At 42.0% G+C, this 20,798-nt stretch carries 22 protein-coding genes and 1 riboswitch; of the genes, 21 read left to right on the top strand and 1 reads right to left on the bottom strand.

Annotated elements, in window-relative coordinates; genetic code table 11:
* Positions 1-157: 157 nt before the first annotated feature.
* From lipL to I858_RS13590, 3 genes are read left to right on the top strand one after another with little or no spacing between them, the layout of a single operon-like run.
* Positions 158-979, top strand: a complete 822-nt coding sequence (lipL, locus tag I858_RS13600; protein WP_049692969.1) for an octanoyl-[GcvH]:protein N-octanoyltransferase — start codon at positions 158-160, stop codon at positions 977-979.
* 53 nt (positions 980-1,032) lie between these two features.
* On the top strand, positions 1,033-2,337 hold the full coding sequence (locus I858_RS13595) for an HD domain-containing protein (protein ID WP_049692968.1): 1,305 nt from the start codon (positions 1,033-1,035) through the stop codon (positions 2,335-2,337).
* Positions 2,338-2,835, top strand: coding sequence for a YwgA family protein (locus I858_RS13590; protein WP_049692967.1), 498 nt, complete (start codon positions 2,338-2,340; stop codon positions 2,833-2,835). It begins immediately after the preceding gene.
* Between the two features lie 415 nt (positions 2,836-3,250).
* Here I858_RS13590 and I858_RS13585 read toward each other — a convergent pair whose 3' ends face one another.
* Complete coding sequence (locus I858_RS13585) at positions 3,251-3,436, bottom strand: 2-hydroxymuconate tautomerase (protein ID WP_049692966.1); 186 nt, start codon at positions 3,434-3,436, stop codon at positions 3,251-3,253.
* Positions 3,437-3,497: 61 nt separating this feature from the next.
* Here I858_RS13585 and I858_RS13580 point away from each other — a divergent pair, with 61 nt between their 5' ends.
* The 18 genes from I858_RS13580 to I858_RS13495 all read left to right on the top strand — a co-directional run bounded on the left by I858_RS13580 (position 3,498) and on the right by I858_RS13495 (position 20,765).
* Positions 3,498-4,013, top strand: coding sequence for a YwhD family protein (locus tag I858_RS13580; RefSeq protein ID WP_049692965.1), 516 nt, complete (start codon positions 3,498-3,500; stop codon positions 4,011-4,013).
* A gap of 378 nt (positions 4,014-4,391) precedes the next feature.
* Positions 4,392-5,225, top strand: coding sequence for a spermidine synthase (gene speE / locus I858_RS13575; protein WP_049692964.1), 834 nt, complete (start codon positions 4,392-4,394; stop codon positions 5,223-5,225).
* Positions 5,226-5,228: 3 nt separating this feature from the next.
* Positions 5,229-6,101: an agmatinase gene (gene speB, locus I858_RS13570; protein WP_049692963.1), complete on the top strand. Its 873-nt coding sequence runs from the start codon at positions 5,229-5,231 to the stop codon at positions 6,099-6,101.
* A 444-nt stretch (positions 6,102-6,545) separates the two neighbouring features.
* Positions 6,546-7,043, top strand: a complete 498-nt coding sequence (locus I858_RS13565; protein WP_049692962.1) for an antibiotic biosynthesis monooxygenase family protein — start codon at positions 6,546-6,548, stop codon at positions 7,041-7,043.
* Between the two features lie 151 nt (positions 7,044-7,194).
* Positions 7,195-8,418, top strand: a complete 1,224-nt coding sequence (locus I858_RS13560; RefSeq protein ID WP_049693175.1) for a cation:proton antiporter — start codon at positions 7,195-7,197, stop codon at positions 8,416-8,418.
* A 185-nt stretch (positions 8,419-8,603) separates the two neighbouring features.
* Complete coding sequence (locus tag I858_RS13555) at positions 8,604-9,011, top strand: YwiB family protein (protein ID WP_049692961.1); 408 nt, start codon at positions 8,604-8,606, stop codon at positions 9,009-9,011.
* Positions 9,011-10,672, top strand: coding sequence for an arginine--tRNA ligase (gene argS / locus I858_RS13550; RefSeq protein ID WP_049692960.1), 1,662 nt, complete (start codon positions 9,011-9,013; stop codon positions 10,670-10,672). The genes I858_RS13555 and argS overlap by 1 nt, the downstream gene beginning before the upstream one ends.
* Positions 10,673-10,718: 46 nt before the next feature.
* Positions 10,719-10,906, top strand: a riboswitch (cobalamin riboswitch).
* Positions 10,907-11,062: 156 nt separating this feature from the next.
* On the top strand, positions 11,063-12,034 hold the full coding sequence (locus I858_RS13545; RefSeq protein ID WP_049692959.1) for an ABC transporter substrate-binding protein: 972 nt from the start codon (positions 11,063-11,065) through the stop codon (positions 12,032-12,034).
* On the top strand, positions 12,027-13,019 hold the full coding sequence (locus tag I858_RS13540; protein ID WP_049693174.1) for a FecCD family ABC transporter permease: 993 nt from the start codon (positions 12,027-12,029) through the stop codon (positions 13,017-13,019). The genes I858_RS13545 and I858_RS13540 overlap by 8 nt, the downstream gene beginning before the upstream one ends.
* A gap of 2 nt (positions 13,020-13,021) precedes the next feature.
* On the top strand, positions 13,022-14,488 hold the full coding sequence (locus tag I858_RS13535) for an adenosylcobinamide amidohydrolase (protein WP_049692958.1): 1,467 nt from the start codon (positions 13,022-13,024) through the stop codon (positions 14,486-14,488).
* The gene (gene cbiB, locus I858_RS13530; protein ID WP_049692957.1) at positions 14,485-15,438 is read left to right on the top strand and encodes an adenosylcobinamide-phosphate synthase CbiB; all 954 of its coding nucleotides are present in this window, start codon (positions 14,485-14,487) and stop codon (positions 15,436-15,438) included. The genes I858_RS13535 and cbiB overlap by 4 nt, the downstream gene beginning before the upstream one ends.
* Positions 15,425-16,504 (top strand): pyridoxal phosphate-dependent aminotransferase, encoded by a 1,080-nt coding sequence (locus tag I858_RS13525; RefSeq protein ID WP_049692956.1) that lies wholly within the window; start codon positions 15,425-15,427, stop codon positions 16,502-16,504. The genes cbiB and I858_RS13525 overlap by 14 nt, the downstream gene beginning before the upstream one ends.
* Positions 16,486-17,034 carry a bifunctional adenosylcobinamide kinase/adenosylcobinamide-phosphate guanylyltransferase gene (locus I858_RS13520; protein ID WP_049692955.1) on the top strand — a complete coding sequence of 183 codons (549 nt, stop codon included), beginning with the start codon at positions 16,486-16,488 and terminating at the stop codon, positions 17,032-17,034. The genes I858_RS13525 and I858_RS13520 overlap by 19 nt, the downstream gene beginning before the upstream one ends.
* 4 nt (positions 17,035-17,038) lie before the next feature.
* The gene (locus I858_RS13515) at positions 17,039-18,496 is read left to right on the top strand and encodes a cobyric acid synthase (protein ID WP_049692954.1); all 1,458 of its coding nucleotides are present in this window, start codon (positions 17,039-17,041) and stop codon (positions 18,494-18,496) included.
* Positions 18,493-19,263, top strand: coding sequence for an adenosylcobinamide-GDP ribazoletransferase (cobS, locus tag I858_RS13510; protein ID WP_049692953.1), 771 nt, complete (start codon positions 18,493-18,495; stop codon positions 19,261-19,263). The genes I858_RS13515 and cobS overlap by 4 nt, the downstream gene beginning before the upstream one ends.
* Entirely contained in the window at positions 19,236-19,820 is a 585-nt protein-coding gene (locus tag I858_RS13505) for a histidine phosphatase family protein (protein ID WP_049692952.1), read from the top strand. Before cobS ends, I858_RS13505 begins: the two co-directional genes overlap by 28 nt.
* A complete protein-coding gene (locus I858_RS13500) occupies positions 19,772-20,203 on the top strand; it encodes a bifunctional adenosylcobinamide kinase/adenosylcobinamide-phosphate guanylyltransferase (RefSeq protein WP_049692951.1) in 432 nt (143 codons plus the stop codon). Before I858_RS13505 ends, I858_RS13500 begins: the two co-directional genes overlap by 49 nt.
* On the top strand, positions 20,175-20,765 hold the full coding sequence (locus I858_RS13495) for a cob(I)yrinic acid a,c-diamide adenosyltransferase (RefSeq protein ID WP_049692950.1): 591 nt from the start codon (positions 20,175-20,177) through the stop codon (positions 20,763-20,765). The genes I858_RS13500 and I858_RS13495 overlap by 29 nt, the downstream gene beginning before the upstream one ends.
* Positions 20,766-20,798: the final 33 nt, after the last annotated feature.

Genomic DNA, 20,798 nt, shown 5'->3' with positions numbered 1-20,798 from the left:
AATATGAATCTCTCACTTTTCAGTTTAGCACAACACGCATGCAACTTCCTTTAAAACTACCGGCTGTCACGAATTTGACATAGCGGACATGGCTTTTCAGCAAACGATATAAAGGGTAGACTAAAACTAAGGAATTGGAAAAAGAGGAGAAGAGAGCATGCCGTTATTTTTTGAAGAAACCGCTTGGCGTTTTTGGGATCAATCAATAAGCGCGAAACACCGCTCAGCGCTGGAGTCGTTTGCAGCGGACGATACATTATGCGAATTGGTGGGATCAGGAAAAAGTGCGCCCATCGTTCGAACGTGGGTTCATGATGACACGGTGGTGTTAGGAATACAAGATCATCGGTTGCCGCATATTGAACGCGGCATGGAAGTGTTAAAAGAGCACGGCTTCACACCAATTGTGCGAAATTCTGGTGGACTCGCCGTTGTTTTAGATGCAGGTGTCTTAAACATTTCGCTAGTACTATCGGAAAAAGACAACGCGATCGACATTTCAGTAGGCTACGACTTGATGCTCAATTTAGTGCGGGAACTTTTCCCGGAAGCCACGATCGAAGCATACGAAATTGTTGGCTCGTATTGCCCGGGTTCGTATGATCTTAGCATTAACGGCCGGAAATTCGCTGGTATTTCACAACGACGCATTCGACGAGGAATTGCCGTGCAAGTGTATTTATGTGTTGAAGGCAGCGGTTCAGAACGTGCCAACATCATTCGTGATTTTTACAATGCCGGACTGCAAGGGGAAAAAACCAAATTCGCCTACCCGGAGATAAAACCCGAGACGATGGCATCGCTTAGTGAACTATTAGAAAGACAAATGACAGTTCAAGAAGTGGTTCTAGATCTTCATGCTTTAATGGGCGCACCAGCACCCATGCCGTTGCAACCAGACGAAACCGATTTATACGCGTTTTATTTAAATCGAGTTGTCGAACGCAATCAAAAAATGCTCGAACATCCTCTTGAATAGAAGAGTAACGCTAGTGTAGAATAACTGTTACATGAAAAAATGGAGGTGCACAAGTGAGCTACGCAACACAAAAACTAGCTGAAGAAAAAGTCTTTAAAGATCCTGTTCACCGGTATATTCACGTGCGTGACCAAGTAATTTGGGATCTTGTCAACTCGCGTGAAGTTCAGCGTTTGCGCAGAATTAAGCAATTGGGCACCTCTTATTTAGTATTTCACGGTGCAGAACATAGCCGCTTTAATCACTCGCTTGGCGTTTACGAAATTGTCCGTAGAATATCAGATGATATTTTTCATGGGCGTCCAGAATGGGATGAAGGGGAACGTCTTGTCGTATTATGTGCAGCTCTTCTTCATGATTTAGGACATGGCCCGTTTTCACATTCATTTGAAAAAGTATTTGCGCTCGATCACGAAGAATTCACGCGTAAAATTTTGTTAGGAGACACCGAGGTCAATAAAATTCTCCTCAAAGTATCAGAAAACTTTCCGATGAAAGTAGCAGAAGTAATTGCTAAAACGTATTCAAACAAACAAGTGGTATCGTTGATTTCAAGTCAAATTGATGCAGATCGCATGGACTATCTCCAACGAGATGCCTATTATACAGGAGTTTCTTATGGCCATTTTGATATGGAGCGAATTCTTCGTGTCATGCGTCCATTAGATGATCAAGTCGTAATCAAATCTAGCGGGATGCATGCGGTTGAAGATTACATCATGAGTCGTTACCAAATGTATTGGCAAGTGTATTTTCATCCAGTTGCCCGGAGCGCAGAAGTCATTTTGCGTAAAATTTTGCAACGTGCAAAAGAACTGAGTGAAAGGGGCTATAAGTTTGAACAGCCGCCCACGCATTTTTTATCGTTTTTCGATCAAAGCTTTACGCTGAAAGAATATTTAGCGCTCGACGAAGGCGTTTTGATGACGTATTTCCAATTGTGGATGACCGAGCGAGATTTGATTTTAGCGGATCTTTGTGACCGATTCGTCAATCGGCACTTGTTTCAGTATGTTGATTTCGATCCAGGCAAAGACTATAAAAAACTAGGTGAACTAGCTGAGCTGTTCCGCTCTGCCGGCATTGATCCAGAATATTACTTGATTGACGATTCAACGTCTGACTTACCATATGATTTTTACCGTCCCGGTGAAGAAGAAGAACGGCTGCCAATTCATTTATTAATGCCCAATGGCGATATTAAAGAACTGTCTCGTTTGTCCCAAATCGTAGACGCCATTTCAGGCAAACGCAGAACCGATTACAAATTGTATTTTCCAGCAGAGTTATTAATTGATGGCAAGAAAACAGCCATCAAGCATAAAATTTTGGAAATGCTTCGAGAAGGAGGGGTATAGTTGCTCCAAGAACACGCAAAAATCGTAGACTTTATTGCCACAGCTGAAGGTGTGACTGGCCGGAAAAAGCTGCAAAAAATGATTTACATAATGAAAAAACTAGATATTCCATTTCAAGAAAAGTATGAGTTTCATATTTATGGACCATATTCAGAAGAATTAACTGCTCGTGTAGAAGAGTTATGCGATATGGGGTTTTTATCTGAGGCCTTAGAAGACAAGGGGTCTTACGTTCAATATAAGTATGACGTAACGACAGAAGGTCAAGAGTTCCGTAAAGTTTTGGGCAAATCCATTTTAGAAAATCCTTTAACTGCTGGAAAATTAAATTCTAAAAGTGGTCGATTCTTGGAATTGACTGCAACACTTTTGTATTTTGATAACTTAAATCGTCAAGAACAACTGGCTAAGTTACACGTAGTTAAAGGAAAACTAAACTTTACTGCAGTAGAAATTGAAGAATCTTTCGCTTTTATTAAAGAATTAAAGTCGCAATAAAAAACTCCCGTTACGGGAGTTTTTCGAGTGATTGATAGAATGGCCATTTTCGTTTTTCTAGTTGTCCAGTTGCCAGTGCCTAGCTCCTCGGGACATAAGTCAACTCAGCCGTTTGGCAAAAAACGCTACACTGCTGGTCTGTCGGAGCTGACCAGGCACTTTCACTTTTCATTGTCCAGTTCCAGTAGCCAGATTCTTGGGTCGTAAGCCACTCTAACTGTGCGGCTGAAAACACGCCGCTTCGCCAGAGCGTCTTACGCCCGTCAAATCTAAACGGCTGCTTTCACTTTTCGTAGATCCAGTTGCAAGTGCCTAGCTCCTCGGGACATAAGCCAACCCAGCTGCGTGGCAAAAAGCGCCACACTGCTGGTCTGTCTTATGCCTGTCGGAGCTGAACAGGCACTTTCACTTTTCATTATTGATCGCTAAAGAGTTTGCCTTTTGTGCCGTAATTGGTTTTCTTTAAGTCTTCGATAAAGACGGTTACGTTTTCGATTGGCGCGCCTGTTGTTTCAGAGACAGCTTCAGATACTTTTTCAACAAGTGCGCGTTTTTGGTCTTCTGTGCGCCCTTCGAGCATTTTTACAGTGACGTATGGCATAATGGATACAGCTCCTTTTCTTAAGAATAGTATCATCATAGCAGAACGGAGGATTCAAACAATGGCGAACGAAGAAAAACCAAAACAAAAAGTGGGATTTACTATTATAAAAAATGACCCAACAGGCGGTCATAAAGGATACGGCATCGGGTCGTTATCGTTGGAAAACGTTTCTCCCTTATTTATCGATGTAAAAGAAGAAGAAGCGTTTATTGACATTGGTGCGATGCACGCGCGTAGCGAAGTTGAGCGAGGCATCAAATTTACTACAAACCCGGAAGATTCTGCAGGCGGTAAAGATTATTGGCTTGTCTGGATTACAATTGATTTTAATCCAGAAGGTCCTTATTATGCAGGCGTTGCAGCGTGTGAAATGGTTATCAATCGTGAAAAACGGAGAGGCTATAAGATATTAGCTGATCATGTGAACCGCATGGACAAGTCGATGAAACGCAAAATTCTCGTTGACCATATGGACGAGCCATCGAAGCGTTTATTAGCTGAGTATTTAGAGACTCACAACTCAGAGATGTGGAATAATAGCTCAAAACAACTGCATACAGATTTGACTGAATGATAAATAAATGCGGTTATTTAATAAAAATAGCCATATGAACAGAATGTGACATTTGAAGTTGCTTCCAATAGATGGTTGAAGTTGTGTATAAAAGGCAGTACACTAGACTTACAGCTTTTCAATAGAAAGCTAGGACACCTGATAGCGAGCGAGTGCTATGAGCCATTGCGATAAAACCCAAGCCCAATGCCTCATGTCTCTTGCTCTGCACCGTCAGGATTTAAAAAGGTTTTCTGTGAAGGGAAAAGATTCCCTGTGCAGAAAACCTTTTTACTTTTATTAAAAGAAAAGGGCAGAAAAAATTATTGCACTTTTAGTGAAAACACTTATACTTTTTTAAGTGGATTTTATTCATATTGAAAAGGAGCTTGATGTGAGATGGCAGGATTTTGGTATACAGAAAAACAAACAGAGAATTTCGGGATTACGATGAAAATCAATAAAACCCTTCATACAGAACAAACAGAATTTCAGTACTTGGAAATGGCAGAAACAGCGGAATGGGGCAATATGTTGTTTTTAGATGGCATGGTTATGACTTCTGAAAAAGACGAATTTGTTTATCATGAAATGGTGGCGCACGTTCCATTGTTTACGCATCCACACCCAGAGAACGTGTTAGTTGTTGGCGGTGGTGATGGCGGCGTAATTCGTGAGATTTTAAAGCACCCATCTGTTAAAAAAGCGACGCTTGTCGATATTGATGGGAAAGTGATTGAGTATTCGAAAAAATTCTTACCGACAATTGCGTCAGGATTGGAAGATTCACGCGTAGAAGTGATCGTTGGAGACGGATTTATGCACATCGCAGAATCAGACAACGAATTTGACGTCATCATGGTAGATTCAACAGAGCCTGTTGGACCCGCTGTAAACTTATTCTCTAAAGGTTTTTATGCAGGAATTTCAAAAGCCTTAAAAGAAGACGGAATTTTTGTTGCCCAATCAGACAACCCATGGTTTAAAGCAGATTTGATCAAACAAGTGCAAAGTGATGTAAAAGAAATTTTCCCAATCACTAGTATGTATTTGGCGAACATCCCGACATACCCAAGTGGTTTATGGGCGTTCACAATCGGCTCGAAAAAGTACAACCCATTAGAAGTACCAGCAGAACGGTTCCACGAAATCGACACGAAATACTACACGCCAGAGTTACATAACGCTGCGTTTGTGTTACCGAAATTCGTGAAAGATTTGACAGGAGAATAACACATGAGATTTGACGAAACGTATTCAGGAAAAGTATTTATCAAAAGTCACCCGAATTACGAAGAATCCAAAGCGGTTCTTTACGGCATGCCGATGGACTGGACCGTTAGCTACCGTCCAGGTTCTCGTTTTGGTCCGAACAAAATTCGCGAAGTTTCCATTGGACTAGAAGAATATAGCCCGTACCTTGATCGTGAGCTAGGAGACGTTAAGTTTTTTGATGCAGGCGACATTCCGTTACCATTCGGCAATCCGGAAAAAAGCTTAGCGGAAATCGAAACGTATGTACACACACTTTTAGCAGACGAAAAAATTCCAATGGGGATGGGGGGCGAACATTTAGTGTCCTTGCCGGTGATGAAAGCAGTCGCGAGCAAATACGACGACTTGGCGATCATCCACTTTGATGCGCATACCGACCTTCGTGAAAACTATGAAGGTGAAGAATATTCGCATTCAACACCAATCCGGAAAATTGCAGACCACATCGGACCGAAAAATGTTTATTCATTCGGTATTCGTTCAGGAATGAAAGAAGAATTCGAGTGGGCAAAAGAAAATGGCATGCACATTTCAAAGTTTGAAGTACTTGAGCCTTTAAAAAAAGTATTGCCGACCCTTGAAGGACGCAACGTTTATGTCACGATTGATATGGACGTATTAGACCCTGCACACGCACCAGGTACCGGAACAGTTGACGCAGGCGGTATCACGTCTCGTGAATTACTTGCATCCATCCACGCTATTGCGGCATCGGGCGTGAACGTTGTTGGTTTTGATCTTGTAGAACTAGCACCCGTTTACGATCATTCCGACCAAACAGCGAACACAGCAAGCAAATTAATGCGCGAAATGATTTTAGGCTGGGTGAAATAAGAAAAGCGCAAGCGGCTGTTCAGTCCCGACAGGCTTAAGACAGAACACGCAGGAAATCTTGATTTCCGCAGTGGGCTGACTTAAGACCCCGAGGGACTAGCCGCTAGAGCTAGCCAATAAGAAAAGCGAAAGCGCACATGTAGCTCTGCTGGGCATAAGACGGATCGGCGAAGCGGCGTTCTTTGCCGCACAGCCGAGATGGCTTATGACCCAAAGAGCTGTGCGCTAGAGCTAGCCAATAAGAAAAGCGTAAGCGGCCGTGTAGATTCGACGGGCGTAAGACGCTCTGGCGAAGCGGCGTTTTTCCAGCCAATTATATACACAGTTAAACCCGTCTGGAATGTTTTCAGGCGGGTTTTCCTATGGTGGCGAGCGCCCAAATTAGAAAAATTCTCTTGAAAACGGTAAAATGAAAAAAAGAATCCAGTAGAAGAGGTGCGCAGCATGAAATTGTATAAATGGACAGGGCCACACGATCAAGCAACACAAATGAAGGCAGACCAAGCAAGCGCGGGCACGATACAGTTACAAAATGAAGAAGAAGCAGTTGTGCTTTACGAAGTAGAGGATGAAACAATTTTACAGAACGCAGAAGTGTATGAAGTGTTAAATGCAGTGGGTCACATTAAGGACGGTGGCTACGCGGTTTTTAACAACATTCCCGTAACAGATGAAGGACGTGAACTGTTCGAATCGCGTTTCCAAAATCGAGCAGGCATGGTTGAAAAAGAACCTGGCTTTGCAGCTATCCGTGTACTGCGTCCGTTGCAATCGGATACATACACCATTTTAACTTTGTGGAAAGACGAGCAATCGTTCAAAGATTGGCAAGAGTCACAAGCATATGGACAGGCACATGCGAAACGTGGCACAACAGAAGGCATCGACAAACGTCCCAATATCTTCCCACGTCCTTCTTTTGTCACAACGTATACAAAGTAATATCAATCTAAAGCAGCCAGTAGCGTTCTTTTCTGGCTGCTTTAGATTTCAAAGCTGTTGAATTTGCACGGCATGTTTAGATACTACGTTTACCGAATTCCAAAAAGAGATATAGATGAAGAAAGCGTTCAATCAGAAAGGAAAATGGCTTATGAATGAGTTTGATGAGGTATTTATCCAAATACTGGTATTATTAGCCATTGCGATAACAGTCGTTGGCATCGCGAGAAAGATCAAACAGCCAGATACCATCGCGCTAGTTTTGGTAGGACTTTTACTTGGCACGACTAGCTTACCTTTTCCTTTTATTGACCATGCGGAAGAATTTATTACCCAGTCGGAAGTTTTTCAAGTGATTATCATTTCTTTATTCTTGCCCATATTGCTTGGAGATGCGACGTTAAAGCTTCCGTTTCATCATTTATATAAGCGCAAGGAAACCGTCATCGGTCTTGCTTTAGGTGGAACTTTTTTATCGTTTATTCTGATCGGATTTGCTACGCATTTTTTGATTGGGTTACCACTAGCGGTAGCCTTTACATTTGCCGCGTTAATGAGTGCTACTGACCCTATTAGTGTTTTGTCGATTTTTAAATCAGCAGGCGTTTCGGAAAAAATTTCAACGATTATGGAAGGGGAATCCCTATTTAATGATGGAATCGCCATCGTTTTGTTTCAAATATCTTCTGTTTATTTATTGACCTATATTGATATGGGGTGGGCAGGCTTAGGAAGCGGTGTTTTATTATTTCTTCGTTTTGCAGTAGGTGGCATTCTAGTTGGAGTCATTCTCGGCTTTCTTTTTTCACAAGTTATTCGTTTTTATGACGACTATCCTTTTGAAATCGCCATATCTGCCTTGCTGTTTTTTGGTAGTTACTTTATCGCTGAACATCTACATGTATCAGGTATCATTGCTGTCGTCGCAGGTGGCTTTGTTTTTAACGATTACGGTGGCAAAATTGGAATGTCTGAAACAACAAAAAGCAACATCAATTCGTTTTGGGACGTTATCACTTTAATCGCAAATTCACTTATCTTTTTAATTATTGGACTCGAAATACGCAATATTGATTTTGATGGTCAATGGATGATTATTTTATTGGCCATTGTGATTGTTCTGGGTGCACGAGTGATTGCGCTTTTCTTGAGTACGATGCCGGCCAAAGAGTTAGATCGCAAAGAACGGATTTTACTAAATTGGGGTGGATTAAAAGGCAGTTTATCAATTGCTCTAGCTTTAAGTCTTCCGATAAGTTTTGAAGGCCGTGAAACGATCTTGTTACTGACGTTTGCTGTTGTTTTGTTTTCGTTAGTAATTCAAGGCTTAACGATCAAACCGCTAATTAAAAAATTAGGTCTTCAAGAAAAATAAAAAATAGAGTAAAGTCGAGCCGATCCTGAAAATAGTGGGGTCGGTTTTGTTATGAAAGGGGGGAAAGTTTGAACTTACCGCCTAAAGATTAAAAGAACTGGTGCAAACAATGGACGTCGTATTGAAAAAACCAAGTGAATCGGGCTATAATGAGAAGGTTATTAGTTGACGGGGAGCGGAAAGACATGCAAAAGACAGTAATAATAAAACTGACGACGACGATCCGCCAGCCGGATGCAGAAGACCAAGTGATGAGATTAGAATCTAGTGGCACGTTGACGGAGAAAAACCAACTGCGCTATCTTCAATATGCAGAGCAGCAGGATGATCTGCATATTCGAACGACGGTTAAACTTCAAGAAGATGAAGCGGTGATTATGAGAAGTGGGGGCTTGCAGATGCGGCTACCTTTTTTATTACATAAAGAACAAACGGGCAATCTAACAAACGAACAAGGGTCATTTATGTTGACGACGAAAGTGCACGAGCTGTTCGTTAGCGATACGCGATTTATGGTCCGATACGATCTCTCGCTGGGCGCGGATTATGCTGGTGAATACGAAATGGAAATACAGTTTATGGAGGCTAAATGATGAACGCAGTAGAAAAAGTACAACATTCGATCAAAACTGCATTTGCAGAAGCAATTGAAAAAGCAGAGTTAACAACAGAAACTGTGGAAGTGCAATTAGAATCACCTAGAGACAAAACAAATGGGGATTACGCGACCAATATTGCCATGCAATTAACGCGGTTGGCTAAAAAAGCACCTCGTGCAATCGCAGAAGCTATCGTAGCGAACCTGGATAAAGATATGGCAAACATTGAGACGGTAGAAATCGCAGGACCTGGATTTATCAACATCACGATCAAAAAAGATTATTTACAAACTGTCATCAAAACAGTACTTGAACAAAAAGCTGAATATGGCCGTTCCACTGCTGGCGCCGGCGAACGCATTCAAGTAGAGTTCGTATCGGCTAATCCCACTGGCGACTTACACCTAGGTCATGCTCGTGGATCTTCAGTCGGTGATTCTTTATGCAACGTATTGGATTTTGCAGGATATAATGTATCACGTGAATATTACATCAATGATGCTGGCAATCAAATCAATAATTTGGCGTTGTCGATTGAAGCACGTTATTTTGAAGCACTGGGTAAAGGCGACAGCATGCCAGAAAATGGCTATCGCGGACAAGACATTAAAGACATCGCGCAAGCATTAGTGCAAGAGCATGGTGACAAATTTAGCGACATGACACACGAAGCGCGTTTTGAAGCGTTCCGTCAACATGGCTTAAAAGTAGAGCTTGCTAAATTGCAACAAGATTTAGCTGATTTTCGTGTTGAATTTGACGAGTGGTATCCAGAATCAGCTCTTTACAAAAATGGCAAAATTGACGAAGCATTGGCTAAATTGCGCGCAAATGGTCACGTATTCGAAGAAGAAGGTGCAACTTGGTTCCGCTCAACAACATTCGGTGACGACAAAGACCGTGTATTAATTAAAAACGACGGTACGTATACGTATTTAATGCCGGATATTGCGTACCATGAAGATAAGTTGCAGCGTGGATTCAATAAGCTAATCAATGTATGGGGAGCTGATCATCACGGGTATATTCCGCGCATGAAAGCAGCAATAGAAGCGCTTGGCTATGACCGTGATACGCTTGAAGTGAGCGTTATTCAAATGGTGCAATTGTACAAAGACGGCGAAAAAATGAAAATGAGTAAACGTACCGGTAAAGCTGTAACCATGCGTGAGCTAGTAGAATTAGTTGGCTTGGATGCTGTGCGTTATTTCTTCGCAATGCGTTCAGGGGATTCCCATATGGATTTTGATTTGGACTTGGCTGTTTCACAGTCAAACGAAAATCCGGTGTATTACTCCCAATATGCGCATGCTCGTATTAGTTCGATTTTACGTCAAGCAGAAGAACAAGGCTTGTTGGCATCAGAAGAGCACTTGAATTTATTGACTTCGGAAAAAGAAATTGATGTCTTGAAGAAAATCGGTGATTTTCCGCAAGTGATTGCAGATGCTGCTAAACAGCGTGCACCTCACCGTATTACGACGTACATTCATGAATTGGCGTCCCATTTCCACAGCTTCTATAACGCCAATAAAGTATTGGATGCGACAAATGTGGAAATGACAAGTGCGCGTTTAGCGTTAATCACAGCTGTAAAAACAACTTTAGCCAATGCATTAAAAACAGTGGGCGTCAAAGCTCCTGAAAAAATGTAAGCGAAAACCGATCATTTGCGTGTATAATGAAACCCAGAAACAAAACTTAATAGCGATTCATAAAGGTGCTTATGTCTAAGAACATGAGTTAAAAGGGAAGCCGGTTCCATTCCGGCGCGGTCCCGCCACTGTATGTGAGAGGAATTTGCAACATGCCACTGAAGCAACGCTTTGGGAAGGTGCAAAAAACCCGTGATCACAAGCCAGGAGACCTGCCTTTATGACAACAAACCCATATGCCTGCGAGGAAAGGCTGGATGCGCATGCTTTTTTATGGCGTCCTTTTAATCTCTCGCAGAATGTTGCGGGGGATTTTTCTTATTCTGATGACAGGAACAATTGAACGCATTTGTTAGTGCATAAAAATGACAACTAAAGGGGATTATATGTATGAAAAAGTTTTGGAAGTTTGGCGCAACAGCAGGAGTAGCAGCCATTATACTGGCAGGGTGCGGGGAGACAACAACACCTGAAAAAGATATTGAAACACCAGCAGAACCACCGACAGAAGTAGCAGAAGTTGAATTTCCAGTAACATTGGTAGACGCCGTTGGCGATGAAATTGTCATTGAAGAAGAACCTGAAGCAATCGTTTCAATGATTCCGTCGAATACAGAAATTGCTTACGAACTTGGATTAGATGAGAAAATTGTAGGGGTCTCGGATTTTGATAATTATCCAGAAGCAACAGCAGACGTTGAAAAAATTGGTGGGCAAGAATTTAATGTGGAAAAAATTATTAGTCTTCAACCAGACTTAGTACTCGCACATGAATCAGGACTGGGTGTGGGCGATGCTGGGTTGCAACAATTGCGTGATGCAGGTCTTGAAGTGTTTGTTGTTCAAAACGCAGAGAGCTTTGATGAAGTATATGATTCCATTTCAACTATCGCACAAGCGACAGGTGCAATGGAAGAAGCAGAAAAAATTGTATCCGAAATGGAAGTACAAGTAGCTGAAATTGAAAAACTAGCAGCAACGATTGAAGAACCAAAAACTGTCTTTTTGGAAGTCGGCAGTCAGCCGGACATCTTCACGACAGGAAGCGGCACATTCATGGATGAAATGCTATCAATAATCAATGCTAAAAACGTAGCTGGCGATTTGGAAGGCTGGATCAGCATGGACCCAGAAGCAATCGTTGCAGCTAATCCAGACGTGATCATCACGACTGAAGGCGGGTATGTTGAAGATGCAGTGGGTCAAATTAAAACACGTGGCGGCTTTGCAGAAGTAACAGCTGTGAAAGAAGACGCTATCTATAGTCTAGACTCGGACATGCTCACTCGTTCAGGTCCACGATTAACAGCCGGATTGATGGAAATGGCGCAGGCAGTTTACCCTGATGTTTTCAATGAGTAAAAACGTTATAGCTTACGGGGTTTCTCTACTAACTTTAGTAGCAACAATTTTATTAGGAGTAACGGTTGGAACGGTATCGATATCACCATCCGTGTTGTGGAATCCTGCCTCCGATGAAGCGGCAGCCAATATTTTATGGAATATCCGTATGCCGCGTGTAATTTTGGCGGGACTTGTTGGAGCAGCACTGGCAATTGCTGGTGCTGCATTCCAAGGGCTTTTAAAAAATCCATTGGCCGATCCTTACACCTTGGGAGTGTCTTCCGGTGCCTCCGTTGGCGCTGTGATGACGCTTTTTTTTGGTATTTCCATCCCATATTTAGGACCGTTTACACTACCCGTGATGAGCATGATGGGCGCATTACTCACTATGTTTGCAGTAATGAGCTTCGCAAAATTAGTGGATCGTTCGATGAAAATGGAAACGGTCATTTTGACAGGAATTATTTTTAGTTCGTTTCTGGGTTCTATTATTTCCTTGATGATTGCCTTAACGGGTGAAGAGTTGCGCCAAATTATTGGCTGGTTACTTGGCAGCGTGTCAATGCGCGGTTGGCCTTATGTCCGGATGGCGTTGCCATTTGTGCTAATTGGTTCGTTCATCTTATGGCTTAAGCGTCGTGAATTAAATGCGATGTTGTTTGGCGAAGAACGTGCGCAGCATCTTGGTGTAGATGTGAAGAAAAGTAAACTAACGGTATTAATTGGCGGATCGGTTTTAACAGGAGCGGCAGTTTCGGTGTCTGGAACTATCGGCTTTGTTGGATTAGTTGTGCCTCATATGACTCGTTTATTGTGGGGATCAGATCATCGTCATGTGTTACCTTTGTCTTTTATTAACGGAGCGGCATTGTTAATCGTCTGTGATTTAGTGTCGAGAACTATCATTTCACCAACAGAACTACCCATTGGCGTTATTACTGCGTTTATTGGAGCACCAGTATTTGCCTTTATCTTTTTCCGTCAGCGCAAAGGAGTGGCTTGAGTATGCTTAACGTAATTGGATTAACAGGTGGCTATGGCGATAAAAAAATCGTTAAAGATGTATCATTTACAGTGAATAAGGGCTCTATACTCGGAATTTTAGGACCGAACGGTAGTGGGAAGTCCACGCTAATGAAGCTAATCAGTGGCGTATTGCCAGCGGAAAGTGGTGAAGTTCAGATCGAAGGTAGTTCGATTTCGACTTTTCCGCCAAAACAACTGGCACGGAAAATGGCGGTATTGCCACAACTTCATACGCATTCTTTTGCTCATACCGTTCGGGAAACCGTGTCACTTGGCCGTTATCCACATCAAGAAGGCTGGTTTTCTTCATGGTCAGCAGAAGATGAACGTGCTGTTTTAGAGGCCATGAGCTTAATGGATATTCGCCATTACGAAAAAACGCAAATTGACCAGATGTCCGGTGGCGAGCAACAGCGTGTTTTTGTAGCACAAGCATTAGCGCAAGACGCAGGAATTTTATTGTTAGATGAACCAACCAACCATTTGGACATCAACCATCAGAAAGAATTGCTCGATACAATAAAAAAACAAGCTATAGAAAAAGAGTTAACCATTGTTTCGATTTTTCACGATATTAATTTGGCGTCTATGTATTGTGATCAATTGTTGCTCTTAGACAAAGGATCTGTAGTCCGAATTGGCGAACCGCATGAAGTTGTCCGAGAAAAAGACATAAAAAGTGTCTACAAAACCCGAATTAGCAATCATCCCCATCCGGAATTACCAAAGCCACAAATTACGTTATTGCCAGGCGTTAAAAATAAAATAGCAACTCACCAAATTTGTGCAGAAGACTTTGAAATTTCTAACGGAATGGTGTTATATCGGAGCGCAACACCATTAAAAACAGTTTCTTCCGCTGTTGTGAATGCAGGTTCAGGGTGGTTTCGTAATTTCATGAATCGTCATGTAGATGCGTCCTATAATGTGGACGACAGTGTCCAGGAAATGACTGATTTTATTGAAAAAAGTGGTTTAAAAACGACGGATACGGTAGGGATGATGACAGCTGTTCAAACACAAGATGCTATCGTCAAAGAGTACGAAAGTCTTTTTGGATCGGTTGTTATTGCCGTAACAGCAGGAGTTGGTAACGGAGTGGACGTTTCAAAAGCGGTAGAACGTTCAGTGCGTGTCGGTACAATTAATACGTGGATTTTGGTTAACGGGGTATTATCAAATGAAGCATTTATTCAAGCGATGATCACAGCAACTGAAGCCAAAACAAAAGCACTTCAAGTTCGAGAAGTTCGAGATCCTTTAACGGGGACAATTGCAACAGGTACTTCTACGGATAGCTGCTTAGTTGCAGCCACGCAACAAGGTGAGAGTTTGCCATATGCAGGTCCAATTACAGAACTTGGGAAATTAATTGGCGTGGGTGTTTTTGAATGTACCATTAAAGCGCTCGATTTATACGAATTAGCGAAAGCGAAAAATTTATGATGGCGCATATTGTAGCCATTGCTTTAGGAGTAATCATCGACCGCATTGTAGGCGACCCACCCAATTGGCCGCATCCAGTGCGCTGGATCGGTACCGCCATAAAAAAATTAACCAATCGCTGGAATCGCGGAACTAACACTTTTCAAAATGGATTTGTACTTCTTGGCACAATAGTGACGGTAGTTTTTATACTAGTTTACGGCATTGTCTTTTTAGCTTATTCCATCAACCCGATAATCGGTATTGCTGTAGAAGCGTTGCTAATTGCTTCAGGACTTGCACAAAAAAGCTTGAAAGACGCAGCGATGGATGTTTATGACCCGCTAGTAACCAACGATTTCGAACGGGCACGTGAAAAATTATCGTGGATTGTCGGAAGAGATACAGAAAATTTGGATGAAAGTGAAATTACGCGTGGCGTAGTGGAAACAGTATCTGAAAATACCAGTGATGGAGTGACAGCACCGTTGTTTTGGGCATTTTTACTAGGTGCACCAGGTTTGTGGTTATACAAAGCTGTCAACACACTCGATTCTATGGTCGGTTACAAAACTAAGGAGTTCAAGAAGTTTGGATTTGCTTCAGCAAAAGCAGACGATATCTTGAATTTTATTCCCAGTCGGATAACCGGTTGTTTACTAATCTTCGTGACAAAAAATCACCAAAACCTATCCTTTAGTCAGCGTCTTAAAACTTGGCTACAAGATGCACCAAAACACCCAAGTCCGAATAGTGGCTGGCTAGAAGCAGCAACGGCTGTGCAATTAGGCGTTAGATTAGGTGGGGTGAATCGTTACCAAGGTGTTGAGTCGCATCGTGCGTTTATGGGGACACCAGTTTATCAATTAGAAGCACGTCATATTAAAGAAACTGTCAAACATATGCAAATAGTGACAATTGGATTTTTTCTCTTATTTGCTTTAGGGGGAATTTTGCTTGGAATTGCCTAATCACGGAGCCAATCCATTGCGTTTATATAAACAACTGGGAATCACTCCACCACAACAAGTGATAGATTTTAGTGAAAATGTTCATCCATTCGGTCCACCAACATTTCTTTCGAAAAAATGGTCAGAAATGTTGCCATTAATTGGTTCTTATCCTGACCCAGACGGTGAACCGTTTCGTACCGCTGCCGCTGAATTTCACGGTGTGAAAGTAGCGCAAGTAGCTACAGCAAACGGTGCTGCTGAAGTGTTTACTTGGTTGGCTAGGAGGTATCGAAACCAAAAAGTCGTACTAATTGAACCGGCATTTTCTGAATACCGTCAAACGCTAGAAGCAGAAAATGTTCAAATAGAAGAAATTCAATTGCATGCAGCAAACGATTGGGTATTAACAGAAGAACATGTTGCAAATACCATTCAAGACTGTGCGGCGATTTACATATGCAATCCGCACAACCCAACAGGTGTGTTGGTGAATATGAATGTACTGCAGTCTATTGCGAAACTGTGTTTAACACAAGAGTGTGAACTAATAGTAGACGAAGCATTTATCGATTTTATTGGTGAAAAAGCATCGTTTTTGCCGTTTTTGAACGACTTCCCCAACACTATTATTGTGCGTTCAATGACCAAAATGTATGCTATTCCGGGATTGCGTCTTGGTTATGTTGTCAGTCAAGAAAAAACGATTCAACAGTTAAAACAAGGTGCAGCCCATTGGAACGTCAATGCGCTGTCGGCTGCAATTGGCGCGGATTGTTTAAAGCAAACGGATTATCGTCATAACGTAATTGCAGCTGCAACAATAGAACGTATGAAAATGCAACAATTTTTAACATCATATGGCTGCAAGACAACAAATTCGGCAGTAAATTTCCTATCATTTCAACTACCCGTATCAAAAAATGGTAACTTATTTTTAACAGATCTTTTGAAGGCGGGGATTGTGTTGCGTCATACGGAAACGTTCCGTGGCATGGATGGAAAGTGGTTTCGAATTGGGATGAAGTCAGCTGAGAACATGGAAAAACTGCGGGAGGCGATTGCCGAATGGCTCGAGGTCAACTAGTTTTCATCAGCGGAGGAGTTCGCAGTGGAAAAAGTGCTTATGCAGAATCGATTGTCCGTAATTTTAGCAATGCTCGCAAAATTTATTTAGCTAGCGGCCAAGTAAACGATGAGGAAATGAAAGAACGCATCGAACGTCATCGTTTAGATCGGCTCGAAGATAATTGGCTGACAATCGAACAAGCATATGAGCTGGAGAACGTGACAAAAATATTGCAACCGCGTGACTTAGTGTTGTGGGATTGTGTAACAACTTGGCTAGCTAATGAATTATACGAAGGATGGGAAACAGGCAAAATGTGTTCTGAAATTGAAGGCTGCATGGAAGCCAAGTGGACCAAATTGCAAGAAACCCTTATCAAAATGCTAGGCACTGTAGATTTATTGACCATTGTTTCAAATGAAGTGCTAGATGACTTTGTGCGTGATGAGCATTATCAAGCTTGGCTTGGACGCATTCATATTTGGCTCGTGCAACAAGCCGATCAAGCTATCGAAATGGAAAATGGGTTGGCATTTAAAAGGAAGTGAAAAAATGCGCGGAATAATGATTCAAGGAACTGCTTCAGACGTTGGGAAAAGTATGATTTGTGCCGCTTTGTGCCGTATACTTTCTGATCAAAAAATCAAAGTCGCTCCTTTTAAATCACAAAATATGTCTAATAATTCGTATGTGACAGTTTGGGGTGAGGAAATTGGTCGCTCTCAAGGTGTCCAAGCAGAAGCAGCTCGCACTATAGCAACTGTCGACATGAACCCGATCTTGTTGAAACCCGAGAGTGGTATGAAATCACAAGTGATTTTGTTTGGTAAAAAAATCGAAACCATGGATGGCATGGACTACCGCGCTCGATTTTACAAAAAAGGCCTTCAAGCAATCGATCATGCATTAGCCAATTTAGCAAAAAATTTTACTCATATCGTCATTGAAGGTGCAGGCAGTCCAACCGAAATGAATTTGAACGACCGTGAGCTAGTGAATATGACGGTTGCCAAACGAGCAGACGTTCCAGTAATTCTTGTGGCGGACATCGAGCGTGGCGGTGTATTTGCATCGATTGTTGGGACACTGGCGTTGATACCAGAAAAAGAACGAGTAAAAGGCCTAATCATCAACAAATTCAGAGGAGACGTTAAGCTTTTTGAAGACGGCGTGCGTTTTTTAGAATCGTATACCGGTATTCCAGTGCTTGGTGTCATACCATACTTGGATCATCACGAAATTGAACAAGAGGATTCACTTGGCGTTAGAGCGGTGCGTCAACTTTCTCTTGTTGAAAATGCAATCGACTTGGTTGTTTGCAAACATCCTTATTTATCAAACTTTACAGATATTGAACCATTCTTAACAGAAGCGGATGTTTCGGTTCGCTGGGCAGAAACGGTTGATGATATCGGACATCCTGACATTTTAGTGTTACCAGGTACAAAAAGTACTATCGCTGATTTACGGTATTGGAAACAGCAACAACTTGGAGAAAAGTTAAAATCGTTACAAAAAGACACGTGGATTGTGGGTTTATGTGGCGGCTTTCAAATGTTTGCAGAAACTTTATCAGATCCTCAAGGGCACGACGGGGTTAGTGTAGAGTCCGAAGCTGGATTTGGTTTAGTTTCGAAAATGCATGTTGATTTTGTAGAAGAAAAAATAGTTCGACGGCAACAAGGAATGGTGAGATTTAGGGAGGATGATATTGCAGTGAGCGGCTATGAAATTCACCATGGCCGAGTAACAGGTATAAACTATCCCTTGATAGATTCCGAAGAATCAACTGAAGGGTATTTTCACAACCGTCTCATTGGAACGCATTTACATGGATTTTTCCGAGATCGATCTTGCCGGACTGCATTTTTGTCATCTATTCGTAAACAGAAAAACTTACCATTGCCAGCAGTTGAAACAACAACCGATCCAATTGATCGCTGGGCAACGCATGTAAAAAATCATTTAGACTGGCAAAAAACAACAGAAATAATGGAGGCGTTTCAATGATCCGGCAAGTAGCAACAGGATTTTTATTGGCGCTTCAATTTTTTTCAGTGATTCCTGTCAAAAAACAATTGCCGATGGAAAAAGTCCATATCACAGCAATGTATGCGATGTTACCTGTACTAGGACTATTAGTTGGCTGTATTTTAGCAAGTACTGTATGGATTTTGCGTGATGCAACAGATGTCAGTTTTTTATTAATTGGCTTTATGGTCGTTTTGGTTGGCATGGTACTGACTGGTGGATTGCATATGGATGGCTTAGCAGACGCAGGAGATGCCTACTTTTCTTACCAAGATCGTGAAAAACGCTTGGCAATTATGGGAGATCCGCAAATTGGTGCTTTTGGTACGATGGTGTTATTGCTTGCGATTGTTGGTAAAATTATACTAGTAGCAGAATCAATAAATGGGTTATCGCTCGTATGGCTTGTATTAATCCCTGTCCTTTCGAGAATTGGCTTGCTGGCATTATTTAGTTCCACACATTCAGCAAAGCCAGATGGCATAGCCGCTTTTTTTCAACAGCGAGCTAGCCATAAAAAATTGCGACTTGTAGCGATTCTAACAGTCATTATTAGCTTAGGGACATTGAGCATAATGACCACTTTTTGGACCGCGTTCGTATTCTTTGTTATGTTAGTGCTATTTTCATGGCGTTATCGGGCTTGGTGTTTGCGCAATTTTGGCGGTGTAACCGGTGATTTGTTTGGTGCTTATGTGGAAGGAGTCGAAATTTTATTATGGATGAGCCTTTTGTTCTTTCTTTAATTCGTCACGCGCCTACGCGAGGCAATGAACAAAAACGGTATATTGGTTGGACTGATGAATCGATCTTGCCATTTGATGCTAAAGCTGATTTACAATTGCAAAGCGTCATGGGCAGCGATTTAAGGCGTTGTCGAGAAACGGCTGCCATGTTGTTTCCGAATGCTGTGTACCGTGCCAACCGAAACTTGCGAGAATGTCATTTCGGTCAATGGGAAATGAAAACCTATCAAGAACTAAAAGACAATCAACTGTATCGCGACTGGATAAAAGACCCATGGAACATTACTCCGCCTGATGGTGAAAGTTTAAAAGACATGGCCGAACGTGTTGAACAAGCCATGCGCAAATTGCCGAGTGGCAATGAAGTTACGTTAGTTCTTCACGGAGGACCGATTCGCTATTTACTAGCAAAGGCATTAGGAGAAAATTTTCAAGATCAAGTTGCGCTACACGGCGGCTGTCATCGGTTAACGTGGCAAAGTCGACAAGCGTTTGAGGAGCGAACATTATGCACATCGTTTTCGGTGGAGCCTTTAACGGCAAACGACATTATGTAAAAGATCAACTACACAACAAAGAGGCTTGCTGGCATGAAGGCGTTTTGCCACAAGCATTGCCTAGTGGTTCGATCGCAGTTATTGCTGGACTCGAACATTGGGTGAAAAAACAACTCGAACAAGAATGGTCGGAACAACAAATAATAGAACAAGTAAAAAAAATACTGCACAACAGACAAGTGCAACAAATTTGGATTTTAACCGATTTGAATCGTGGCATCGTGCCAACTGAACGGATCGAGCGCGAAATGCGCGACGTCATTGGCCGGTTATATCAGTTTTTATTTAACGAAGCAAAACAAGTTACACGCATTTGGTACGGTATTCCACAAACAATCAAAGGAGCGGATCAAGATGAAAATTTACACAAAAACAGGGGATAAAGGTCAAACAAGTTTAATCGGAGCACGTGCAGACAAAGACGCGCCACGCGTAGAAGCATACGGCACAATCGATGAAGTCAATTCGTTTATCGGCAAAGCAATGACGGAATTAGCTCCAGAAAAATATGCGGATTTACTAGAAGACTTAGAAGCAATTCAAAATGAATTATTTGATTGCGGTGGAGATTTAGCAGATGTACGAAAAGAACCAAATTTTAAAATGACAGAAGAGCCAGTAGAGGTTTTAGAAAAGCGCATCGACGAATTGATGGAAGAACCTCCATTACTTGAACGTTTTATTTTGCCAGGAGGAACACCAGCAGCTGCGACACTTCACATAGCGCGTACGATTACGCGCCGTGCTGAAAGACAAACCGTTACGTTGATGAAGTCAGGCGAAGAGTTCCCACAAGTTGTTCAACGTTATTTAAACCGCCTGTCCGATTATTTATTTGCGGCTTCACGAGTAGTTAATTCGCGTGCGAATGTTCCAGATAATGAGTATGTGCGTAGTGCAAAAGTTTTTAAGAATGGCGGACGTAGCAAGAAAACGGAAAAATAAGATGGAAACGAAAAAACTAGCGCTTGCTGCTTT

Origin of the sequence: Planococcus versutus (genome assembly GCF_001186155.3) — a bacterium.
Taxonomy (GTDB): Bacteria; Bacillota; Bacilli; order Bacillales_A; family Planococcaceae; genus Planococcus; species Planococcus versutus.
This window is presented reverse-complemented; position numbering and strand designations above follow the sequence as displayed.